21 protein-coding genes, 1 tRNA gene and 1 pseudogene are annotated in these 18,496 nt (G+C 65.3%); 13 read left to right on the top strand and 10 right to left on the bottom strand.

Annotated elements, in window-relative coordinates; all coding sequences use genetic code 11:
* Window positions 1-4: 4 nt before the first annotated feature.
* Window positions 5-556 (top strand): YceD family protein, encoded by a 552-nt coding sequence (locus tag RIB52_RS12530; protein ID WP_350176035.1) that lies wholly within the window; start codon window positions 5-7, stop codon window positions 554-556.
* Here RIB52_RS12530 and RIB52_RS12525 read toward each other — a convergent pair.
* From RIB52_RS12525 to RIB52_RS12510, 4 genes are all read right to left on the bottom strand, one after another.
* Window positions 553-1,491, bottom strand: a complete 939-nt coding sequence (locus tag RIB52_RS12525; protein WP_350176033.1) for a DMT family transporter — start codon at window positions 1,489-1,491, stop codon at window positions 553-555. The genes RIB52_RS12530 and RIB52_RS12525 overlap by 4 nt on opposite strands.
* A 52-nt stretch (window positions 1,492-1,543) precedes the next feature.
* A complete protein-coding gene (gene ssb / locus RIB52_RS12520; protein WP_350176031.1) occupies window positions 1,544-2,104 on the bottom strand; it encodes a single-stranded DNA-binding protein in 561 nt (186 codons plus the stop codon).
* Between the two features lie 129 nt (window positions 2,105-2,233).
* On the bottom strand, window positions 2,234-2,917 hold the full coding sequence (locus RIB52_RS12515; RefSeq protein WP_350176029.1) for a COQ9 family protein: 684 nt from the start codon (window positions 2,915-2,917) through the stop codon (window positions 2,234-2,236).
* A gap of 13 nt (window positions 2,918-2,930) precedes the next feature.
* Entirely contained in the window at window positions 2,931-3,593 is a 663-nt protein-coding gene (locus RIB52_RS12510) for an ankyrin repeat domain-containing protein (RefSeq protein WP_350176027.1), read from the bottom strand.
* A 105-nt stretch (window positions 3,594-3,698) separates the two neighbouring features.
* On the opposite strand from RIB52_RS12510, the gene RIB52_RS12505 reads away from it, so the two are divergent.
* The 8 genes from RIB52_RS12505 to RIB52_RS12470 all read left to right on the top strand — a co-directional run bounded on the left by RIB52_RS12505 (window position 3,699) and on the right by RIB52_RS12470 (window position 9,803).
* Complete coding sequence (locus tag RIB52_RS12505) at window positions 3,699-4,340, top strand: SCO family protein (protein WP_350176025.1); 642 nt, start codon at window positions 3,699-3,701, stop codon at window positions 4,338-4,340.
* Window positions 4,328-4,822, top strand: coding sequence for a YcgN family cysteine cluster protein (locus tag RIB52_RS12500; RefSeq protein ID WP_350176023.1), 495 nt, complete (start codon window positions 4,328-4,330; stop codon window positions 4,820-4,822). The genes RIB52_RS12505 and RIB52_RS12500 overlap by 13 nt, the downstream gene beginning before the upstream one ends.
* Entirely contained in the window at window positions 4,819-5,541 is a 723-nt protein-coding gene (locus tag RIB52_RS12495) for a M48 family metallopeptidase (protein WP_350176021.1), read from the top strand. The genes RIB52_RS12500 and RIB52_RS12495 overlap by 4 nt, the downstream gene beginning before the upstream one ends.
* 75 nt (window positions 5,542-5,616) lie before the next feature.
* Complete coding sequence (locus RIB52_RS12490; RefSeq protein WP_350176019.1) at window positions 5,617-6,189, top strand: DUF4402 domain-containing protein; 573 nt, start codon at window positions 5,617-5,619, stop codon at window positions 6,187-6,189.
* A gap of 73 nt (window positions 6,190-6,262) precedes the next feature.
* Window positions 6,263-6,739, top strand: a complete 477-nt coding sequence (locus RIB52_RS12485) for a hypothetical protein (protein WP_350176017.1) — start codon at window positions 6,263-6,265, stop codon at window positions 6,737-6,739.
* Window positions 6,736-7,734, top strand: coding sequence for a bifunctional diaminohydroxyphosphoribosylaminopyrimidine deaminase/5-amino-6-(5-phosphoribosylamino)uracil reductase RibD (gene ribD / locus RIB52_RS12480; RefSeq protein WP_350176259.1), 999 nt, complete (start codon window positions 6,736-6,738; stop codon window positions 7,732-7,734). Before RIB52_RS12485 ends, ribD begins: the two co-directional genes overlap by 4 nt.
* Window positions 7,735-7,753: 19 nt before the next feature.
* Entirely contained in the window at window positions 7,754-8,380 is a 627-nt protein-coding gene (locus tag RIB52_RS12475) for a riboflavin synthase (RefSeq protein ID WP_350176015.1), read from the top strand.
* A 70-nt stretch (window positions 8,381-8,450) separates the two neighbouring features.
* Window positions 8,451-9,803 (top strand): MBL fold metallo-hydrolase, encoded by a 1,353-nt coding sequence (locus RIB52_RS12470; RefSeq protein WP_350176013.1) that lies wholly within the window; start codon window positions 8,451-8,453, stop codon window positions 9,801-9,803.
* Here the strand turns inward: RIB52_RS12470 and RIB52_RS12465 are convergent.
* The 3 genes from RIB52_RS12465 to RIB52_RS12455 all read right to left on the bottom strand — a co-directional run bounded on the left by RIB52_RS12465 (window position 9,800) and on the right by RIB52_RS12455 (window position 12,726).
* Window positions 9,800-10,216 carry a PilZ domain-containing protein gene (locus RIB52_RS12465; RefSeq protein WP_350176011.1) on the bottom strand — a complete coding sequence of 139 codons (417 nt, stop codon included), beginning with the start codon at window positions 10,214-10,216 and terminating at the stop codon, window positions 9,800-9,802. The genes RIB52_RS12470 and RIB52_RS12465 overlap by 4 nt on opposite strands.
* Before the next feature lie 343 nt (window positions 10,217-10,559).
* Window positions 10,560-11,735 (bottom strand): amino acid aminotransferase, encoded by a 1,176-nt coding sequence (locus tag RIB52_RS12460; RefSeq protein ID WP_350176009.1) that lies wholly within the window; start codon window positions 11,733-11,735, stop codon window positions 10,560-10,562.
* Window positions 11,736-11,808: 73 nt separating this feature from the next.
* Window positions 11,809-12,726, bottom strand: coding sequence for a DUF1134 domain-containing protein (locus RIB52_RS12455; RefSeq protein ID WP_350176007.1), 918 nt, complete (start codon window positions 12,724-12,726; stop codon window positions 11,809-11,811).
* Window positions 12,727-13,027: 301 nt separating this feature from the next.
* Between RIB52_RS12455 and RIB52_RS12450 the strand changes: the two genes are divergently transcribed.
* Window positions 13,028-13,120 (top strand) — tRNA-Ser (locus tag RIB52_RS12450).
* Window positions 13,121-13,245: 125 nt separating this feature from the next.
* Here RIB52_RS12450 and RIB52_RS12445 read toward each other — a convergent pair.
* From RIB52_RS12445 to RIB52_RS12435, 3 genes are read right to left on the bottom strand one after another with little or no spacing between them, the layout of a single operon-like run.
* Entirely contained in the window at window positions 13,246-14,235 is a 990-nt protein-coding gene (locus tag RIB52_RS12445; protein WP_350176005.1) for an alpha/beta hydrolase, read from the bottom strand.
* A gap of 32 nt (window positions 14,236-14,267) precedes the next feature.
* The gene (locus tag RIB52_RS12440) at window positions 14,268-15,137 is read right to left on the bottom strand and encodes a sterol desaturase family protein (RefSeq protein WP_350176003.1); all 870 of its coding nucleotides are present in this window, start codon (window positions 15,135-15,137) and stop codon (window positions 14,268-14,270) included.
* A 41-nt stretch (window positions 15,138-15,178) separates the two neighbouring features.
* Complete coding sequence (locus RIB52_RS12435) at window positions 15,179-15,604, bottom strand: EF-hand domain-containing protein (RefSeq protein WP_350176001.1); 426 nt, start codon at window positions 15,602-15,604, stop codon at window positions 15,179-15,181.
* A gap of 169 nt (window positions 15,605-15,773) precedes the next feature.
* Between RIB52_RS12435 and RIB52_RS12430 the strand changes: the two genes are divergently transcribed.
* The 3 genes and pseudogenes from RIB52_RS12430 to RIB52_RS12420 all read left to right on the top strand — a co-directional run.
* Window positions 15,774-16,499: a response regulator gene (locus tag RIB52_RS12430; protein ID WP_350175999.1), complete on the top strand. Its 726-nt coding sequence runs from the start codon at window positions 15,774-15,776 to the stop codon at window positions 16,497-16,499.
* A 22-nt stretch (window positions 16,500-16,521) separates the two neighbouring features.
* On the top strand, window positions 16,522-17,886 hold the full coding sequence (locus RIB52_RS12425) for an ATP-binding protein (RefSeq protein WP_350175997.1): 1,365 nt from the start codon (window positions 16,522-16,524) through the stop codon (window positions 17,884-17,886).
* Between the two features lie 501 nt (window positions 17,887-18,387).
* A pseudogene (locus RIB52_RS12420) lies at window positions 18,388-18,496 on the top strand (calcium-binding protein); the annotation flags it as partial.

Genomic DNA, 18,496 nt, shown 5'->3' with positions numbered 1-18,496 from the left:
TTGCGTGACTGATCCCACCGACCAGCCCGGCCCTGAAATGAGCCGTCTATTGAAGGCGCGCCCGCTGCCCGCCGATCCCGTCGTTATCGAGGCCGATGCGGCCGAGCGCGAAGCACTGGCGCATCGCTTCGGTCTTGGCGGAATAGATTCGCTGCGGGCCGAGGTAACGCTCGATCAGAAAGCGCAAGCGATCCGCGCGTGCGGGGTGCTGCACGCGGCGGTGCAACAGGTCTGTGCGATCTCCAACGAGAATTTCCCGGTGACGATCAGCGAGCCTTTCGACCTTCGCTTCGTCCCCGAAACCGTCCGGCCCGAACCTGCGGACGAGGAAGAAGCGCTCGAAATCGAACTCGAACGCGACGATCTCGACGAGATCGAATATGCGGGCGAGATCTTCGATTTGGGCGAGGCGGTGGCCCAGACGCTCGGCCTTGCGATCGACCCCTATGCCGAAGGGCCCGGCGCCGAAACGGCGCGGCAGGCTGCCGGGCTGGCGGACGAGGACGCGCCGCGAGGGCCGCTGGCCGAGGCACTCTCAGCGCTGAAGAAGGACTAGGCCCTTTCCGCGTCTTTGCCCTCGCCGCCCTTCGCATGCTCTAGGATCATCAGCACGAGACCCGCAAACACCAGCCCGAAACCGGCGAGATGGACCCAGCGGAACGCTTCGCCGAGGAGGACATAGGACAGTCCGAGAGCGGTGAGCGGCATGACCGACATCGCCCCCGCAGTCAGCGCACCGGGTGCCTTCCTGACCCCGTTATACCACAGGACCGGGGCAAGCCCGCCCGTGCCCGCGCCCCAGAACAGCAGGGCATAAAGCGAACGCTCGCTCCCGCGAGAAAAATCGAACGGCGCGGGATCGAAGGCAAAGGCGAGCGCCACGAACAGCGGCGCGGCGAGGAGCGATGCGGCGAGGGTCGCCTCGAGCGACGTGATCCCGTCGGAGAGCTTGCGCGAGAGAAGGGTAAAGGCCGCCTCGAAACACACTGCAACAAGCACCAGCAAGCCGCCCAGGACGACCGCATCGCCTGTGTGCCCGTCGCCGCGAAAAACATTGATCACGACCACGCCCACCACCGCGAGCGCCAGCGCCCCGCCCTTGCGCCGGTTCATCGCCGCGCCGAAGAATAAAACCGCCGCCGCCGCCGTGATCGCGGGCGAGGCGCTCATGATCGTGGAGCCGATCACCCCGGTCGTCAGCCGCATCCCGAACAGCATGGTCGCGGTGAAGCCGACCATGCCGAAAGCGGCGATGGCCGCGATCACGCCCCAGTCGGAGCGTGTCGTGTCGCGATAGCGGCTGGTCAGCGCGAGCACGAAGGGCGCTAGAACGGCGCTGGCGATGACCATGCGCAGGCAGCTCGCGGTGAAGACCGGGTAATGCTCGCCGATGATCTTGGACAGCGGGGTCGCGCTGCCGAACAGGCCCATGCCCGTGATAAGCTGGCCGATCGTAAGCGGCGAGGAAGACGTGTTTCTCTCTGATGCCATGATCTCACGGCATCAATGGGCGCGCGCTCGGGGCGTTCCGAGAGCCGGGGCTTCAGAACGGGATGTCGTCGTCGAGATCGTCGTAGCCACCGGAGCCGCCCCCGGGACCGCCCCCGGGACCGCCGCCGCCCTGATTCCAGCCACCGCCAGCGCCAGCGCCAGCGCCAGCGCCCGCAGGCTGTCCGCCCGCGCCGCGATCGCCATAGCCCGCTCCACCGCCCGAGCCAAAGCCGCCGCCGGAGCGACCGCCGCCGCCATCACTGCGGGTGTCGAGACCTGTCAGAGTTCCCGAATAGGGGCGGACCACAACTTCGGTTGAATAACGATCATTGCCGTCGCGGTCCTGCCATTTACGGGTTTCGATCTGCCCCTCGACGAATACTTTGCTGCCCTTCTTCAGGTAATTTTCGGCGTAGTTAACCGCCATGTCCTGAAATACGGCGACCGTGTGCCATTCAGTCTTTTCACGGCGTTCGCCGGTATTGCGGTCCTTCCACGTCTCGCTCGTGGCGATGCGCAGATTGCAGACCCTGCCGCCGTTCTGGAACGAACGCACTTCGGGGTCGGCCCCGAGATTGCCGATCAGCATGACTTTGTTGAGCGAACCCGCCATTTCGAACCGTCCCTTCCCGTCAAATCATCCGCGCAGCCTGCGGGGCTGCGAGTCTCCATCACGTAATAGGCCAGCGCGGTCCCCGAGGCGAGGTCGCCGTGCCGTTTTCCACTTCCGATATGGAGGTTGTTACCGAGAGGGGTAGCGCAGGCGGCCGAGAAAGCGCGTCAGGCTCGGCAATTCGCGATCCCTTCCAGTGATCTGCGACTTGACCTTTTCGAACTTCATCACCCCTTCGATCCGGCGGTCGAGGAAGGCGTAAGTGTCTTCCTTCTCCTCGCTGTCGTCGTTGACGAAGACCGCGAGCGTCGCCGAATATAGCCCAGCAAGGATCGCGCGCTTGGTGTAGTGATTGTAATCGGTCGCCCGATCGCCTGCGAGCCGCCACATAAGGTCGGCCGATTCCCAGCCGAGTTTCAGCGCGCGCGGCGCATTCTGCGGCATCGCCATGATCGCAAGCGCGCGGCGCACCGCCTCGTCGATATCGGCGATCGCTTCCAGCCGGAAAGCAACGAGGGTGCGAATACGCTCGCGGATCTTCAAGTCGGCGAGGCGCTCTTCCGGCCATTCGGCCTCCATCGCGCGGTCGACCGAGCGGATCCACGCCTCGATCATCTGCATCGCGCGCCCGTTCGCGCTGTCCGCAGGAAAAGCGAGCTTAGCGACGTCGAGATCGGCCCCGGCCATTTCGGCGGCGGCTTCGAGCGCAGTGTCGTTCCACCCGTCGAACACCGCCGAGGCGGCGATGTCCGGGGCGAGCGCGATCGCGAGCTCGTCCAGTGTCATGTCGGCGAAATCGGGCTGATCGGTCATTGAGGCGTTCATATCAGAAGGAAGGCCCGTATTGCTGCTTGGTTCCCGCGTCATCGCGCGCTTCGTCCGCCGCCTCGAATTCGGCTCGCATCAGCGAATTGCCGCGCTGGAGTTCCATGTAGTCGCGCGCCGAACGGCCCGAATTGTCGTTGCGGTCGGGATTGGCCCCCTGCGCCAGCAGGCGGCGGACCATGGGTACATTGCGCTGGTGGACTGCGGCGATCAGGGGCGTTTCGCCCTGGCTGTCGGCGACATCGACCTGCGCCCCGCCCTTGATCAGCTCTTCGACGGCATCGACCTCGCCCAGAGTCGTGGCGATCTGAAGCGGGGTAAGGCCATTCTTGTCACGGATATTGGGATCGGCCCCCTTCTGCAGCAGGAACTTCACCCACAGCACGTCGCGCCGCGCGGCAGCGATGTGCAGCCCGGTTTCCCCCGTCGTGATGTCACGCGCATTGATGACGGTCGTGCCCGGCTGGTTCAGCATTTCGGTGACGGCATCGCCGTCACGGTCGCGCACCGCCTTGAGGAATTCATAACCTTCGGAATAGAACTGCGCAGAAGCGGGAGCGGAGGGCATGGCCCCATATCCGATGCCGGCGGTCGCAAGCGAACCCAGCGCGACCCTCGCAATCAGCAGGGGATTTCCTAACTTGCGCAAAACGGGTGCGAACAATCTTTTGTCCTTTCGCATTTCCTGCCACACTTTTCCCTGAGGGTAGATGCCCGTCGAACCGGATCGACGGGCATGTCCCGCTCTCACACCGCCAGTTAGCAGAGCATGAACCCACACGCCAAGACCTCCGCCCTATCCAACGTCATCCGCAAGCCCGCCGCGCTGCTCGGCGCGCTGGCACTGGTGCTCAGTGCCTGCGCGGCCGAGGAAACGGCCCCGCTCGAGCCGCCGCTTGCCGGTTCGAGCATCGGCGGATCGTTCGAGCTGGTCGACAGCGCGGGCGAGACGGTGCGCTGGGACGATTTTACGGGCCAATACCGCGTGGTCTATTTCGGCTTCGCCTATTGTCCCGCGATCTGCCCGACCGACATGCAGCGCATCGCGCGCGGCATGGCGGCGCTGGAGGAGAGCGATCCCAATCTGGCGGCACAGGTGCAGCCGATCTTCATCACCGTCGATCCGGCCCGCGATACGCCGCAGGTCGTGGGCGAGTTCACCAGCGCCTTTTCGGACGACATCATGGGTCTCACCGGCACGCAGGAACAAGTCGACAGGGCAATCGACGAATTCAAGGTCACCGCCTATCGCGGCGAGGATACGCCAGACGGGGGATACCTGATGGAGCATTCGCGCATCGTTTACCTGTTCGGCCCGCAGGGCGAGCCGATTGCCACTCTTCCCACCGACCAGCCGGGCCGCGAGGGCGCCGAGACCTTCGCCGCCGAGATTCGGAAATGGGCGAACTGAGGGAGCGCTTCTGGGAGCTGCCGCTGGGCGAGCTCGACCGCGCCGAATGGGAGGCGCTTTGCGACGGATGCGGCAAATGCTGCCTGCACAAAATCGAAGATGCCGATACGGGTGAGATTTCCGATACCAATGTCGCGTGCAAGCTGCTCGACACTGGAACGGCGCGGTGCAAGGATTACCGCAATCGCAAGGCCTTCGTGCCAGACTGCCTCCGCCTGACCCTGTCGATTGTCGAGGACGTGCCATGGCTGCCTTCGACCTGCGCCTATCGCCTGCGGGCCGCCGGACGCCCGCTTCCGGGCTGGCACTATCTCGTCTGCGGCGACCGCGATGCGGTGCACCGGGTCGGCGTCTCTGTTGTCGGCCGCGTGGTCAGCGAAACCGAGGCGGGGCCGCTCGAACATCATGTGGTCGAGTGGCCAGCGCCCGACATCGACGCGCTCGAGCCGCCGGTCGCGGCGCATGGCGGGGGCGAGGAATGACCCTCGGCCTGCGCCGCGCCTCGATCGAGCCCGAGATCGAGCTGAACGGCGAGCGCGTGCCGATCGTGTTGCGCCAGAACCGCCGCGCACGTCGGCTCACCCTGCGGCTTGCCCCGGACGGCAGCGAGGTGCGTCTCACCGTGCCGAATTGGGCCCCACGCGCTCAGGCGATCGCCTTCGCCCATGCCCGCGCCGAATGGCTGGCCGAACAACATGCCGGGATCCCGCGCCGCACCGCCCCCGGTCCCGGCAGCGAAGTGCTGCTGCGCGGGCAGGCCCTGCGGATCGAATGGGACGCAAGCGCGCCTCGCTCACCGCGCCTTGCCGGGGACGCGCTCGCCGTGGGCGGGCCGCTGGCCGGGCTGGAGGGGCGGCTGAGGCGCTGGCTGGAGCGCGAGGCGCTGGCGCTCGTGGAAGCCGACATGGGCGATTACTGCGCCGCCGCCCGGCTCGATCCGGTCCCCGTCGCCCTCTCGCGCGCCCAACGCCGCTGGGGTAGCTGTTCGGATATGAGCCGCATCCGCATCAACTGGCGGCTCGTTCAGGCCCCCGATTTCGTCCGCCGCTCGGTGGTCGCGCACGAGGTTGCGCATCTCGTCCATTTCGACCACTCGCCCGCCTTCCACGCCCTTCTCGCGCAGATCTACGAAGGCGATATCCGCGCGGCCGATCAATGGCTCAAGCAAAAGGGTCGCGCGCTCTACGCCGCTTTCGGCTGAAGAAGAAGAACCGGCACCGCCCCTTCCGGACGACACGTAGGTCATCGTTAACCATGGTGCGGTAAGACAAGTGTCATGTTCACCCGGGCCTTCCTGTTGCTCGCCGCTCTTGTCGGCCTTGCCCTGCCCGCCTCGCCGCCTCCGGCACAGGCGCAGGGCGCGTGCCCGCAATGTGACCTGCCGCCCGGTTGCCGCGGCAAAGGGAACCAGAAAGGCAAGGGAAAAGGCAATCGCCGGCGCAATTGCCAGCGGCTCTCGATCGCGATCGATTCGGACATCGATTTCGGCCGCGTCGTGGTTATCGGACGGGGCGAAGGGCGGGTCCTGCTAGATCTCGATAGCGGCGAGAAGCGCCTGTTCGGCGATGTGGACGACCTCGGAGGAATGCCCGTAACCGGGCGCGCCATCGTGACCGGCGCGCCGTTCGAGCCGATCAATGTCGAATTCCCGTTCGAGATCGAGATGAGCGGGCTGCTCGGCGGGCAGGCGCGGCTGCGGGATTTCACGACTTCCCTGACCGGTATGCCCGTGCTCGACGAAAACGGACGGCTTGAATTTTCCTTCTCCGGCACGCTCGTGGTCAGCGGCGAGAAGCGCGCCGGCGGAGACCTGCGCGGGCGGGTCCCGATCAGCGTAACCTATCTCTGACATGCCCCGCTAGCGTCCGAGGGAACTGGCGCGCGGGCGCATCGCGTCCTATATCGCTGTCATGTTTTCTCGCATGCTTTCCAGCTCCCGTTTCAATCCCAAGACGGGCGCGCTCGATTTCTGGCACGAATTCACCAAGCCCAATCCGCTGCGCTGGCCGATTCTCGCGGCCTCGTGCCTGCCGCTGGTGGTGATCTTCGCCTGGCTTTCGTCCGAGACCGCCTACAAGGAGCCCGCGCGGCCCGACGTGACCTATATCAACACCTTCGACCCCGACCGCACGGACGAGGAGATCATGGCCTCCAACATCGAGAACCAGGAGGTCAAGGAGCTGCGCCAGGCGCGCGAGCAGGCCATCGCCGAGCGCAAGCGCGAGCTTTACAAGGCGCTCGGCCGCGCGTCCGGCATGGATGTGGACGAGATCGAGCGCAAGGCCGAGGCGGAACGCGCCGCGGAGGAAGCCGCGAGGAAGGCCGAAACCGCCGGGGTGGCAAGCTCGGTCGACACCGGCGGGTCACCGACACAGGCCGCGCAGGGAAGCGCGCAATAGCCGCCCCAGCCGACACGGACCGCGAATGGATGGCCGCCGCCGCGCGGCTGGCCATGCGCGCGCGGCCGCTGTGCCGCCCCAATCCCGGGGTCGGCGCGCTGCTCGTTTCGGGCGAAGGAAGCCCGCGCGTTGCAGCGCGCGGCTGGACCCGCGAAGGCGGGCGTCCCCATGCCGAAGCGGTCGCGCTCGACGGATATGCGGACGGCGGGGCTACGGGCATGACGCTTTACGTGACGCTCGAACCGTGCGCCCATGCCTCCAAGCGCGGCCGGGCCTGCTGCGACGTGGTGGCCGATGCCCGACCGGCCCGCGTCGTGATCGGACAGCGCGATCCCGACCCGCGCACGGCGGGCGAAGGCATTGCTCGGCTCGAGCGCGAAGGGATCGAGGTCGCGCTGCTGGACGATCCCGCCTCGGCCGCCAGCCTTGCCGACTATTTCACCCTGCGCAGCCGGGGCCGCCCGCGCGTCACGCTCAAGCTCGCGCTTTCGCTTGACGGGTGCATTGCACTCGCCGACGGGACCAGCCGCTGGATCACGGGCGAAGCGGCCCGGGCCCATGTCCATGCGATGCGCGCGCGTCATGACGCGATCCTTGTCGGGGGCGCGACCTGGCGGGCCGATCGTCCGCGGCTCGACGTGCGCCTGCCGGGACTGGGGGAACGCAGCCCGCGGCGGCTCGTCCTGACCCGGGGCGTGCAGCCCGACGGGGTCACCGTCATCAACGAGCCCGCAGCAATCGCCGATCTAGAGGGCGCGCTCTCGCTCTATGTCGAAGGCGGCGCGGGCGCTGCGGCGGCCTTTCTCTCGGCAGATCTCGTCGACGAACTCCACCTCTACCGCGCGCCGGTCATGATCGGCGACGGGCTGCGCGCGCTCGGCTCTCTCGGTCTGGGAGGGGCCGAGGGGCTGGAAAGTGCGCATGGCCGCTGGCAGCGCGGCATGTCCTGCCGGCTTGGCAGCGACATGTTCACCGCCTATCAGCGCATCCGCTAGCCAAGGAGCACGCCCCCCAATGTTCACCGGCATCGTCACCGCCATCGGCACCATAACCAGCAGCGAGCAGCGCGGCGACCGCCGCGTACGCATCGCAGCGCCGCTCGATCCCGAACGAATCGACATCGGTGCCTCGATCGCGTGTTCGGGCGTGTGCCTGACGGCCGTCGCGCGCGGCGGCCGCAAGGGCGATGCGTGGTTCGATGTCGATGTCTCGGGCGAGACCGTCTCGCGCTCGGTTCCGGGTATGTGGGAAGAGGGGCGCAGGCTCAATCTCGAACCCTCGCTTCGCCTCGGAGACGAGCTCGGCGGCCATATCGTGACGGGCCATGTCGATTCGATCGGCGAGGTCGTCGCCCACAAACGGACCGGGGATTCCTGGCTGGTCGCAATCCGCGCGCGCGCCGAGATGGCGCCCTTCATCGCGGAGAAGGGCTCGATCACTGTCGACGGCGTATCGCTGACCGTGAACGACGTGCGCGACCGGTCCGATGGCTCGTGCGATTTCGCACTCAACATCATTCCGCACACCGCCGAAGTGACGACGCTCGGCGCACTCGAGGAAGGCAGCCGGGTCAATCTCGAGATCGACGTGCTGGCGCGTTATCTCAAGCGCATGCAAGGCCTTGCCTCGACGGACCGATAGCGGCATTGAAACTGGAACAGATGGAGCTTTCCTCCCGTTGCTTGGGCAAACGACGCCAAGGAAAGCTTTTATGATCCTCGAAACCATCAAGACCTCCGGCCTGTCGCACCTGTCCTATCTGGTCGGTGCAGGCGGACAGGCTGCGGTGATCGATCCGCGCCGCGACTGCGAAATCTACCTCGAAAAGGCCCGCGCAGCCGGGCTGGAAATCACCCATATCCTCGAAACCCACCGCAATGAGGACCTGGTTTCCGGTTCCCCGATCCTCGCCGCCATGACCGGGGCGAAGGTGCTGCACGGCCCCAACCCCGAACGCCCCGTGACGTTTGCCGAAACCGCGCGGGAGGGCGATACGGTCGATATCGGCCAGCTGCGGATCGAAGTGATCGAAACGCCCGGCCATACCGACGACCATCTCGCCTTCGCCATTCACGATACGGCCTATCCCGACCGCGCGGTCGGCGTTTTCACCGGCGATGCGCTGTTCATCGGGGATGTCGGGCGAACCGATTTCTACCCCGACCGCAAGCGCGAGGTGGCCGGGCTGCTGTACGATTCGCTGCAGAAGCTGCTTGGCCTCGGCGACCAGGCGATCGTCTATCCCGCGCATGGCGCGGGCTCTGTCTGCGGATCGGGCATGGCCGAGCGCGAATTTTCGACTATCGGCCACGAGCGGCGCAACAATCCCCGCCTGCAATTCTCCAGCCGCGACAAGTTCATCGCCTTCAAGATCGACGAGCACCATTACCAGCCGCCCTATTTCCGGCTGATGGAACGTCTCAACATGGACGGTGCGGACCCCGCGCCGCGCGTGCTGCGGCCGAAGATCCTCTCGCTCGCCGAGCTGCGCGATGCGGGGTGCGATCACTTGATAGACGTGCGCGAGCCGCTGGCGTTCGCCTCGGGCCATCTGGCCGGGTCCATGAGCCTTCCCACAGGCATGATCAGCGCCTTTGCGGGCTGGTTCATCGGCGAAGGGGACCGCATCGGGCTGGTCGCCTCGGACGAGGCGCAGTTGAACGCGGCGATGGAGCATCTCGTGCGGATCGGTTTCGACCGGATTGCGGGCGGCTATGTCGGCGTAGTCCCGGCGGCCGCCGGCGGCGCGGAGACGGGCACCATTGCGATGGTCGGAACCGAGACGGTCGAGCACAGGCTCGAAGAAGCACATGAGGACTGGACGCTGCTCGACGTGCGCGATGCCGAAGAGCGGGCAAGCGGTGCCATAGAGGGATCGCGGCATCTTTATGCCGGTCACTTGAACGAAGGCTGGCGCGAGCTCGACCGCGAGCACCACTATACGCTGATGTGCGCGAGCGGGATGCGCGCGACGGTCGCGGCAGGCTGGCTCGCCTCACGCGGTTTCGACCGGCTCGATGTCTATCTGGGCTCGATGGGTGCCTGGTCGCATGCCCACGGCTAAAGGAGCGAACCACGCCGCCTGCGCGAAAGCGGCGGCAGGTCGGCAAGCGGTTCGCGACCCCGCTCCCTGTCCGCTCTTGCATTGGCCGCGAGCGCGAGTAGCGCTGCACGCACGAGGTTTTCGACCACCGAAGGATGCAGCGGTTCTGCCAGTTCGAGCCCGGCATGGCCATCTTCCGACCATGCCGCGCAGACGACCCTGATTTCGAGCCCCTCGATCCGCAGGCTGTAACGCCGCCCCGGGATCAGCGGCCCTCCTGCGTCACTTCGGAACAGGCAGCCGGTTTCGGAAATATTGCGTATCGCGCCGGGAAATTCTGCCCCTTCGGCACCCTTGAGCAGCGCGTTCATATTGATGTGGCGACGGGGAGCGACCCGACTTTCGGTGTTCTTCAGGTTCTCGCTGATTCCCATTCCCGATCGCCTGTCCTGTTAGCCCGTCCGGTCCGGCCCGGTGGGTGAGGCCCATGCGGCATTCGCTTGCACGAGCGACCGTAACGCGCGTGTCGGCCCGGGCGGGCTGAGCGCTATCCGGTATCCCTCATCGAAGATCGAGCCTGGCCGGTATCGCTTTCGTCACCTCTTCAAGCTTTAAGTTGGGACCCTTCACAATCATTTAACATCGAATTTGACGAAAATTTTCAGGTTCTTGCAGGAAACTGGCGGATCCTCTCGCCCGTGAGCAAGGCCGGGGCCTCCCTGCGAACGCTTTGATATCCCGTGCGACGCGGCCTCGATCCGTCCGGCCCGTCGATGCTCAACCGGTGACGGCGGCGAGAGCATCGATGAAGCGGTCGATATTGCCCGTGGTGAGCCCGGCGACATTGATGCGCCCCGAGCCGGCCATGTAGATGGCATGCTCCTCGCGCAGCTTCACGACCTGCTCCTTCGTCACCGGCAGCATCGAGAACAGTCCGTTCTGCGCGGCCAGCGGGGCGAGGTCGACGCTCCCCGCCATGCCCGCTTCGGCGAGCCGGTCGCGCACCTGCCGCATCCGCGCGCGCATTTCGTCGAGCTCGTCCTGCCACATCTGCGTCAGTTCGTTGTCGCGCAGGATCAGCCGCACCGCAGCCGCCCCGTGATCGGGGGGCATCGACCAGCTCGCCCTGGCAAGCGCATTGGCATTGGAGAACGCCTTGTCGAGCATTTCCGTGCCGTCGCAGAGGATGTAGAACGCTCCGACCCGGTCGCGGTACATGCCGAAATTCTTGTCGCAGCTATAGGCGATGAAGGCTTCGGGGACTTTCGAAAGGACCTTACGCAGGCCGGATGCGTCCTCTTCCAGACCGCGCCCCAGGCCCTGATAGGCGATGTCGATGATCGGGAAAGCGCCCGATGCCTCGAATGCCTCGGCGATGCGCTCCCACTCCTGTGGCCTGTAGTCGATGCCGGTCGGGTTGTGGCAGCAGCCGTGCAGCAGCACGCCCTCATCCGGACTAGCCGCCCGGATTGCGCGGAGCACCGCGTCTAGATCGGCGGTGCCGTCGGCGTTGGCATGATCGAAGGGGACCGCCTCGAGTTCGAGATCGGCGAATATCTGCGCGTGGTTCGGCCAGCTCGGCACGCCCATGTAGAGCCGCGTCATCCCCGCCTTCTGCGCGAGCGCTGCGGCGAGCCGCACCGCGCCGGTGCCGCCCGGTGTCTGCATCCCGGCGATCCGCCCTCCCATCGTCGCGTCCTCACCGAAGATCCACGGCATAAGCGCGTTGACAAAACCCGTGTCGCCTTCGGGGCCGAGATAGGACTTGCTGTCCTGCTCCTCGACGAGGCGCTGCTCGGCTGCCTTGATCGCGGCGAAGACGGGCGTGGCACCCTCCTCGGTTCGGTAAACGCCGACCCCAAGGTCGATCTTGTCGCCGCGCGGATCGGCGGCGTGGAGCTTGATCAGCGCGAGCAGGGCGTCGGGCGATTGCGGTTCGAGTCGGTCGAGCATGGCGGTTTCGTCCTGCCCCGCAGCGCGCCGCGCTGCAACCGGGAATCGCCCCTCTGCCGCGCTGAAAGCCGTGTCAGAAGGGCAGCCAGCGCTGCTTCTTGGAAAACTTGAGATAGCCCGCATTCACTCCGAGCCGCAGGCCCGCACCGACCCGGATCGGGATCAGCACGATATCGCCCTTGCGCAGGTAACTCGCTGTCAGCCCGCCGACGAAATAGGCCTGCCCCTCCCCGGCGGGAAAGCGTTCGTATAGATCCTCGGTATCGAACAGGTTGTAGACGAGCACGAAGGTGTTTCCCGCATTGGCCCCGGCATCGAAGCCGATCGAGGGGCCGGTCCAGTACACCTTGCGAGTTCCCTCGATCTTGTGATGGAGCGTTCCCGAGCCATATCGCGCCCCGACGACGAAGGCCCCGCCCGCTTCACGGCCGACGATGTAGCCATTGGGGCGACCCTGCTCCTCGAGCAGGTCCTCGATCAGCCGGGCGAGGCCTTCGGCTCCCTTGCCGAACACGCCTTCGGCCGCCCCGATCAGGTCGTCCTCGCCATAGGTACCCGGCTCCGCCTCGGCGGGGGGCTGTGCGTCGCCGGCTGGCGATTCTCGCGTCCATTCAGGCAGGTCCTCGACCGGCACGCCCCCATCGGCGCCGCCGCCAGCAGGACCCTCACCGGCATAATCGGCGAATTCCTCGTCGAATCCGGGCGCGCGCGAGGTTTCGACCTCGGTGGGCCGTTCGGGCACGGGACGCGGTTCGGGCGGGGTCTGGCCCCGGGCCTGCGGCTGGGCCTGTCGCGGCATGAGATCGGCATCGATGGCCCCGTCCGGGTTGCCCTCGGCGGTTGCGGAATAAGCCTCATCGGGATCGAAGCTCTCGACCGCATCCTGCGCCGCGAGCGTTCCGGCGAGTCCCGCGAACAGCAACGCCAGGATCGCCCGCATGGCCGATGCCAGCCCCTGCCGGGAGAGGATGATGCCACCAGATCCGGTCATGATGCGCCCTTTCGCCTTTTGCCTTCGTGCCCGCCCATCGCCGCCCTGCCCTTCTCCGCCATTCGCCGCCGGCGGCAATCGCCGGGCGGCAGGACGAATCGGAATCACGACGAGGCGAATCGGCTATCGCATCGCGGCTGAACGCAAGGCGAACCGCGCATTGCGCCGATATAGCCGGGCAAGCCGACGCGCAACGCTGCCGCCCTGGATACGATAGCCCATGCAGATAGGGCGAATATGCGACCTTGAAGCGCGCGGCCAGCCCGACTATAGCGCGCGGCTCGCAGCCGAGTTGCGTCGCGGAGACGTGGGTGAGTGGCTGAAACCAGTCCCCTGCTAAGGGACCATACCGTTTATAGCGGTATCGAGGGTTCGAATCCCTCCGTCTCCGCCAGCTGCCGCTGTTTGACGAAGGCTCTCAATCGAAACTCGTCGTGACCAATCCGCTTCCCAGCAAAGCGGGCGCGGCACTATCCGGTTCCTCTATCACGCATCCAGCGTTGCCGCTCAGCGCCATCCCTAAGGCAGATCAAAGCGCCCATAGGCAGGCGTGCCATCAGTCAGGTGATCCACCGCAAAGTCGATGGAAGCCTCGATGCTGGCCGAAGTCTGTGCCGCGTTGTTGGTATCGAAGCCGTGACCGGTCCCAACCAGCGTGTAGAAGGCAAAGGGCACGGCCACGACATCAGCCCGGTTGGTGAGATCGACGGAGACCTGATAGTCTACCAGCGTATCGCCATCGCCGTGCAGGATCAGGAACGGAGCCTCCGCCAGTTCGAGGTCATCTATGCGAAGCAACTCGCCCCACCATGCGTTGACGAAGCGAGGCTCGGGGCGTTCGATACCGAACTGGTTGAGTGAATAAGCGATCTGAAGGGTTACAAATGTCCCTGCAGAAGATCCCCAGTATCCGAGCCGATCAATGTCGATGCAATACTCGTCTGCATTGTCCTCCATCCAATTGAGCGCGGCTGTTCCGTCTTCGAATGAGGCAAAGATCGCATCGAAGAGGTCGCTGTCAGGATCGGCGATTCCATCATCGACATAGCTTTGCGCGACGGTCTGGAATTCGTCCGATAGGACCGGTTCATCGCCATCAAGGCGATAGTTGATCGAGACAAAATTGAAGCCTTCGGCCATGATGAGCGGGACCAGGGCTTCGACAATGTCATCCTGCTTATCGCCCAGGATGAAGCCGCCGCCATGGACATAGAAGATCGTCGGCCGCGTTGCAGAACAACTGGCTTCGGGCTGGTAAATGTCGAGAAGAAGATCAATCTCGCCCGTCTGCGTCGCCCCTGCGCCGTACTTGATATCCTCTAAAAGGACGAAATCGTCTTCGCTCCCGCTGGGTGTGGGAGTTGGCGTGGGAGAGGGTGTCGGGGTAGGCGAGGGCGTCGGTGCCGGGGCGACGGCCACCGGCATTGCCATTTCGTCTCCGCCACACGACGACAAGGCAAAGGCGGCGATGATGTACAGCGGGCTGCGCCCGCGAAGATTAGAGGTCATAATTTTTCTCCAGGTTTTGTGGTGCGGGGTAATCAGGTGAGTGCGAGCGGCCTTGTTGCAGGGCCTGTCGGCTGTCCTGTCTCAAGGTCGGAGGGGCGACCGAACACGACCCGCCACGCGCCCCTCGGCGATCGCACGTGCTTGAGATCGCGCCACAGGTTCGCCCATTCGTGAAAGGCGATGACGAAGGGGTTGTTGCTGGTAACGGGCCTGGTCAGGCCATAGCGCACCGGTTCGTCGTCGCGCTCTTCGGCGAACGTGCCGAACAGGCGATCGAACACGATCAGCACGCCGCCAAAATTGGTGTCGAGATATTCGGCGTTCGAGCCGTGATGCACCCGGTGATGCGACGGCGTGTTGAACACCCATTCGAGCGGGCCGAGCTTGCCCACCGCCTCGGTATGCAGGAAATACTGGTAGCGCAGGTTGATCGCCAGAAGCGTCGCGATGACCGCGGGATGAAAGCCCATCAGCGCCATCGGCAGCAGCACAACCCACGCGCCTGAAATCGTGCCGGTCCAGCCAAGCCGGAAGGCGGCGGGCAAGGTGAATTCCTTGGGTGAATGATGGACCGCGTGGGCAGTCCACAGCCAGCGGATCGTGTGGCTGAAGCGGTGCTGCCAGTAATAGAAGAACTCGAGCACGAAGAAGCCGATCGCCCAGGTGCGCCAGTCATCCATCGCCCATTGAACGGGCGCCAGTCTAAAAACCGCGATCATAGCGGCGGCCACGACACCGCCGGTGACGAGCCGGGAGACCAATTGGCCCGCCATCACGCCGAGATTGGCTCCAAGCGAACCGAGATCATAGCCTCGGCCCGATCGCCTGCGCCAGGCGAACTCGGCCAGCGCGAAGAGGATGACGACAAGGACGAAGGCTACGGGGGGCTGATCGGTCGGCATGGCATTTTCCCAAGGTTCGGATGATGGCGGGCCGGCCGCGCTCAGCGGGTCGGGCGGAGCGCGGCGATCTCGGTGCGGGTGAGGACATCGTCACCATTGGTGTCGCCGGCGATGAAGACAGGCGCTTCGCCATCGGCGAGTTCGTTGCGCGAAATGCGCCGGTCATCATTTGTGTCGAGCGCAGCGAGCATTTGGTAGACCCGATCGAAGCGGTCGCCGAACATCCGGGGGCGATCCTTGCTGTCGACGAAGCCGTCGTCATTGCGATCGAGGCGCGCGAACATGTCGGCGCGGACCCGGTCGAATTCGGCGCGGGTGACATCGCCATCGCCATTGGCATCGGCGCGTTCGAGCAGCTTCCGCATCTGATCGCTCGACTGCGCGTGTCCCGGCACGGCGAGGATAAGCGCGGGACTGATCAGGGCGACGCCGAGAAAGGTGGGCAGGATTTTGAAGGTTCTGGTCATCGGTGGTCTCCATCATTTGCGATGGATTGAGAATGACCTCGCTGCGTTGCCCCCGTTTGCCAAGAACGACACGATTTGTGGCGAAATGTTGCCAGATCTGGAGCGCCCGAACACAAATGGTTGCAAAAGGGCGCTGGAGCGAAGCCCGGCGCGCGCCTATCATTTCGGTGTGAAGCAAGGGCCGACCATTCTCGTCGTCGATGATGACACGGAGCTTCTGGCCCTCGTCGCCGGGATGCTGGAACGCAGCGGCATGCGCACCCTGACGGCGCAGTCGGTGGCCGAGGCCGAGGGACCGATTGCAGAAGCGCTTGCGGACCTCGTAGTGCTCGACCTCATGATGCCGGGGGAAGACGGCCTCAGTTTCTGCCGCCGGCTGCGCGCAACCTGCGATATCCCGGTCATCATGCTCACCGCCATGGCCGAAGATGTCGACCGGATCGTCGGGCTCGAAATCGGCGCGGACGACTACCTCGGCAAGCCTTTCAACCCGCGCGAATTGGTCGCCCGGATCAAGGCGGTCCTGCGCCGCCGTGACACCGACGCCGCGCCCGCTACGGCGGTATCGCCGCGCATTCTGCGTTTCGGGGGCTTTGTCCTGTTGCCCGATCAACTTGCCCTCCGGGACGTTCGCGGAGGCGAAGTGCCGCTGACCTCGGGCGAATTCGCGCTGCTGCTCGCGTTGGTCGAGCGCGCGCCGCGGGTGCTTTCGCGCGAGACGTTGCTCGACCTGTCGCGCGGGGTGAACACCAATCCCTTCGACCGCAGCATCGATTCGCAGATCAGCCGCATCCGCCGAAAGATCGAACCCGATCCCCGGCAGCCGCAATTCATCAAGACCGTGCGCAATCTCGGCTATGCCTTTTCGGCCCCGGTGACGCGCGAAGGCCTATAGGCAGACCGGGGGGAGAGAGCACGTGCACGGCTTGTTCAACTCGATCCTGGCGCGGGTCCTGGGCATCACCTTCGGCCTGCTCATGCTGACGCTCGCCGCATTGGTCGTGATCATGCAGACGCCGGTATCGGGCCGCGTCTTCGACCGCGCCATTACCCAAAGCGCCGACAGCATTGCCGAACTGGTCTGGCTGATCGAGACCTCGCCGCCAGAGGTCGAGGGTGCGATTTTGTCGACCTATGCCAGTCGGTCGCGGGTTGCGTGGATAGAGGGCGGGTTTGTCGGCGGACTTGCCGCTGATCGCGCAAGGCAGGCGCTCCTGACCGGGACCGACAATGCCGTCGCCGAGCGGCTGCGGGACCGGGATATCCGTTTCGATCTGGTCGGCGCACTCGAACTTGCCCGCAGGAGTAGAGCCAATCCCGATCTTTTCTATAACACCTCGAGCGCACTCCACGTCGCTATTGCGCTCGAAAATGGCAGAGTGCTGAATATCTGGCTGGCGCCCTCGATATTTTACACCGAAGCACCATACGCACCCTATTTCCTGATCGCCTTGGTGCTCGTGGTTACCGCAGTGCTGGGGATGGCGCTCCATTGGGTGATCATGCGACCCATCCGCGTGCTGGAGCATGATGCCGAGCGCGTCGGGCTTGCGGAAACCGCCATTCCCGTAGCGGAGACCGGCCCGCGCGAGCTGCGCCGTCTGGCACGGGCCCTCAACCGGATGCGGCTGCGGCTCGACGGCCTGATCCGCGAGCGTGAACAGATCATGGTCGCGATCGCCCACGATATCAGAACGGGCCTCACCAAATTGCGCCTGCGGACGGACCGCAGGGATAATGTCCCGGTCGCCGAGATCGAACCCGATCTCGTCCAGATGGAGCGCCTCTTGTCGGACATGATGGCCTATGCCCGCGCTGAAAACCCTGTCGCGCAGCACGAATTGATCGAGCTGGGCTCATTCATGATCGCGCTCGCCGAGGCCGCGCCTCAGCACATCGATGTCACCCATCATGACGCGTCGGACCCCTTCACCATTGCCGGGAGCCGGCTGGCGATAGCCCGGATGTTCGAGAACCTGCTCGAGAACGCGAGAGCGTACGGCAAGGGATGGGTCGGCCTTTCCATCGAACGGGATTCTGCGGGGCTGAGGATCGCTGTCGAGGATGACGGGCCCGGCCTTCCCGACAGCCAGCTCGACAGGGTGTTCGAGCCGTTCGTCCGTTGCGAAGGATCGCGCAACAAGGCGACCGGCGGCACCGGCCTCGGCCTCGGCATAGCGCGCGCCATCGCGAATACGCACGGCGCGCAGGTCCGGCTGTCGAACCGAGCGCAGGGGGGACTGCGCGCCGAGGTCGTTTTTCCGGCTGCGATGGGCATGTGAACGCCCTGACCCCATGCGGGCACGGATTAGGTGAGGACCCCGCCGCCCGGGGAAACCGCGAGAAATTCGCGAAACGGAGGCGAGAGCGGAAGGTCCGCGTTGTTCGGGTATGGCGTGATCGGAGCGGTGTCTCGTTGCGGCTTGGCGGCTGTGGGCAAGGGGGGCGGATGCGATGGGCTTTTGGGCGCGGTCGCGGCCGCGGCCTGGGTTTCGGCTTTAAAGTCCGTTCGGTCACCGGCTTGTGATGGTAAGCCGCCGGTTCGAGGGCATGGGCGTGCCCGCTCGTGCGAAGGCCGGGGCGACAACGCAAGGCTTGCGCCTTTTGCAAAGGGCCATGCGCGCAATGCGCGCAATTCCCTCAACTTCCTGGCCGACGGCGCTTGTGCTTCGCGGTGGGCTTGATAGGTATTTCGTGGGGCGCATTTGGAAAAGTTAGTGCACGAACCAGGTTTTTTGGGGGGGTAATTCCTGGCAGATTTTACCGGCACGCCGGGCGACGACGTGATCGACGGCAGCGAGCTTGCCGATACGATTGACGGCGGTGCCGGTAATGACACGCTCAATGGCAAGGGCGGCAACGACACCGTCAATGGCGGTGAGGGCGACGATA

The sequence above is a fragment of the Erythrobacter sp. genome (assembly GCF_040217515.1).
In the GTDB taxonomy this organism is placed as follows: domain Bacteria; phylum Pseudomonadota; class Alphaproteobacteria; order Sphingomonadales; family Sphingomonadaceae; genus Erythrobacter.
This window is presented reverse-complemented; position numbering and strand designations above follow the sequence as displayed.

Bases quoted from the DNA above. Each gene is read 5' to 3' on its own strand.
- RIB52_RS12475 (WP_350176015.1), top strand. From the start codon at position 7,754: ATGTTCACCGGCATCGTCACCGCCATCGGCACCATAACCAGCAGCGAG.
- RIB52_RS12455 (WP_350176007.1), bottom strand. From the start codon at position 12,726: ATGACCGGATCTGGTGGCATCATCCTCTCCCGGCAGGGGCTGGCATCG.
- ssb (WP_350176031.1), bottom strand. From the start codon at position 2,104: ATGGCGGGTTCGCTCAACAAAGTCATGCTGATCGGCAATCTCGGGGCC.
- RIB52_RS12515 (WP_350176029.1), bottom strand. From the start codon at position 2,917: ATGACCGATCAGCCCGATTTCGCCGACATGACACTGGACGAGCTCGCG.
- RIB52_RS12505 (WP_350176025.1), top strand. From the start codon at position 3,699: ATGAACCCACACGCCAAGACCTCCGCCCTATCCAACGTCATCCGCAAG.
- RIB52_RS12435 (WP_350176001.1), bottom strand. From the start codon at position 15,604: ATGACCAGAACCTTCAAAATCCTGCCCACCTTTCTCGGCGTCGCCCTG.
- RIB52_RS12495 (WP_350176021.1), top strand. From the start codon at position 4,819: ATGACCCTCGGCCTGCGCCGCGCCTCGATCGAGCCCGAGATCGAGCTG.
- RIB52_RS12465 (WP_350176011.1), bottom strand. From the start codon at position 10,216: ATGGGAATCAGCGAGAACCTGAAGAACACCGAAAGTCGGGTCGCTCCC.
- RIB52_RS12445 (WP_350176005.1), bottom strand. From the start codon at position 14,235: ATGACCTCTAATCTTCGCGGGCGCAGCCCGCTGTACATCATCGCCGCC.
- RIB52_RS12490 (WP_350176019.1), top strand. From the start codon at position 5,617: ATGTTCACCCGGGCCTTCCTGTTGCTCGCCGCTCTTGTCGGCCTTGCC.
- RIB52_RS12470 (WP_350176013.1), top strand. From the start codon at position 8,451: ATGATCCTCGAAACCATCAAGACCTCCGGCCTGTCGCACCTGTCCTAT.
- RIB52_RS12440 (WP_350176003.1), bottom strand. From the start codon at position 15,137: ATGCCGACCGATCAGCCCCCCGTAGCCTTCGTCCTTGTCGTCATCCTC.
- RIB52_RS12460 (WP_350176009.1), bottom strand. From the start codon at position 11,735: ATGCTCGACCGACTCGAACCGCAATCGCCCGACGCCCTGCTCGCGCTG.
- RIB52_RS12485 (WP_350176017.1), top strand. From the start codon at position 6,263: ATGCTTTCCAGCTCCCGTTTCAATCCCAAGACGGGCGCGCTCGATTTC.
- RIB52_RS12525 (WP_350176033.1), bottom strand. From the start codon at position 1,491: ATGGCATCAGAGAGAAACACGTCTTCCTCGCCGCTTACGATCGGCCAG.
- RIB52_RS12500 (WP_350176023.1), top strand. From the start codon at position 4,328: ATGGGCGAACTGAGGGAGCGCTTCTGGGAGCTGCCGCTGGGCGAGCTC.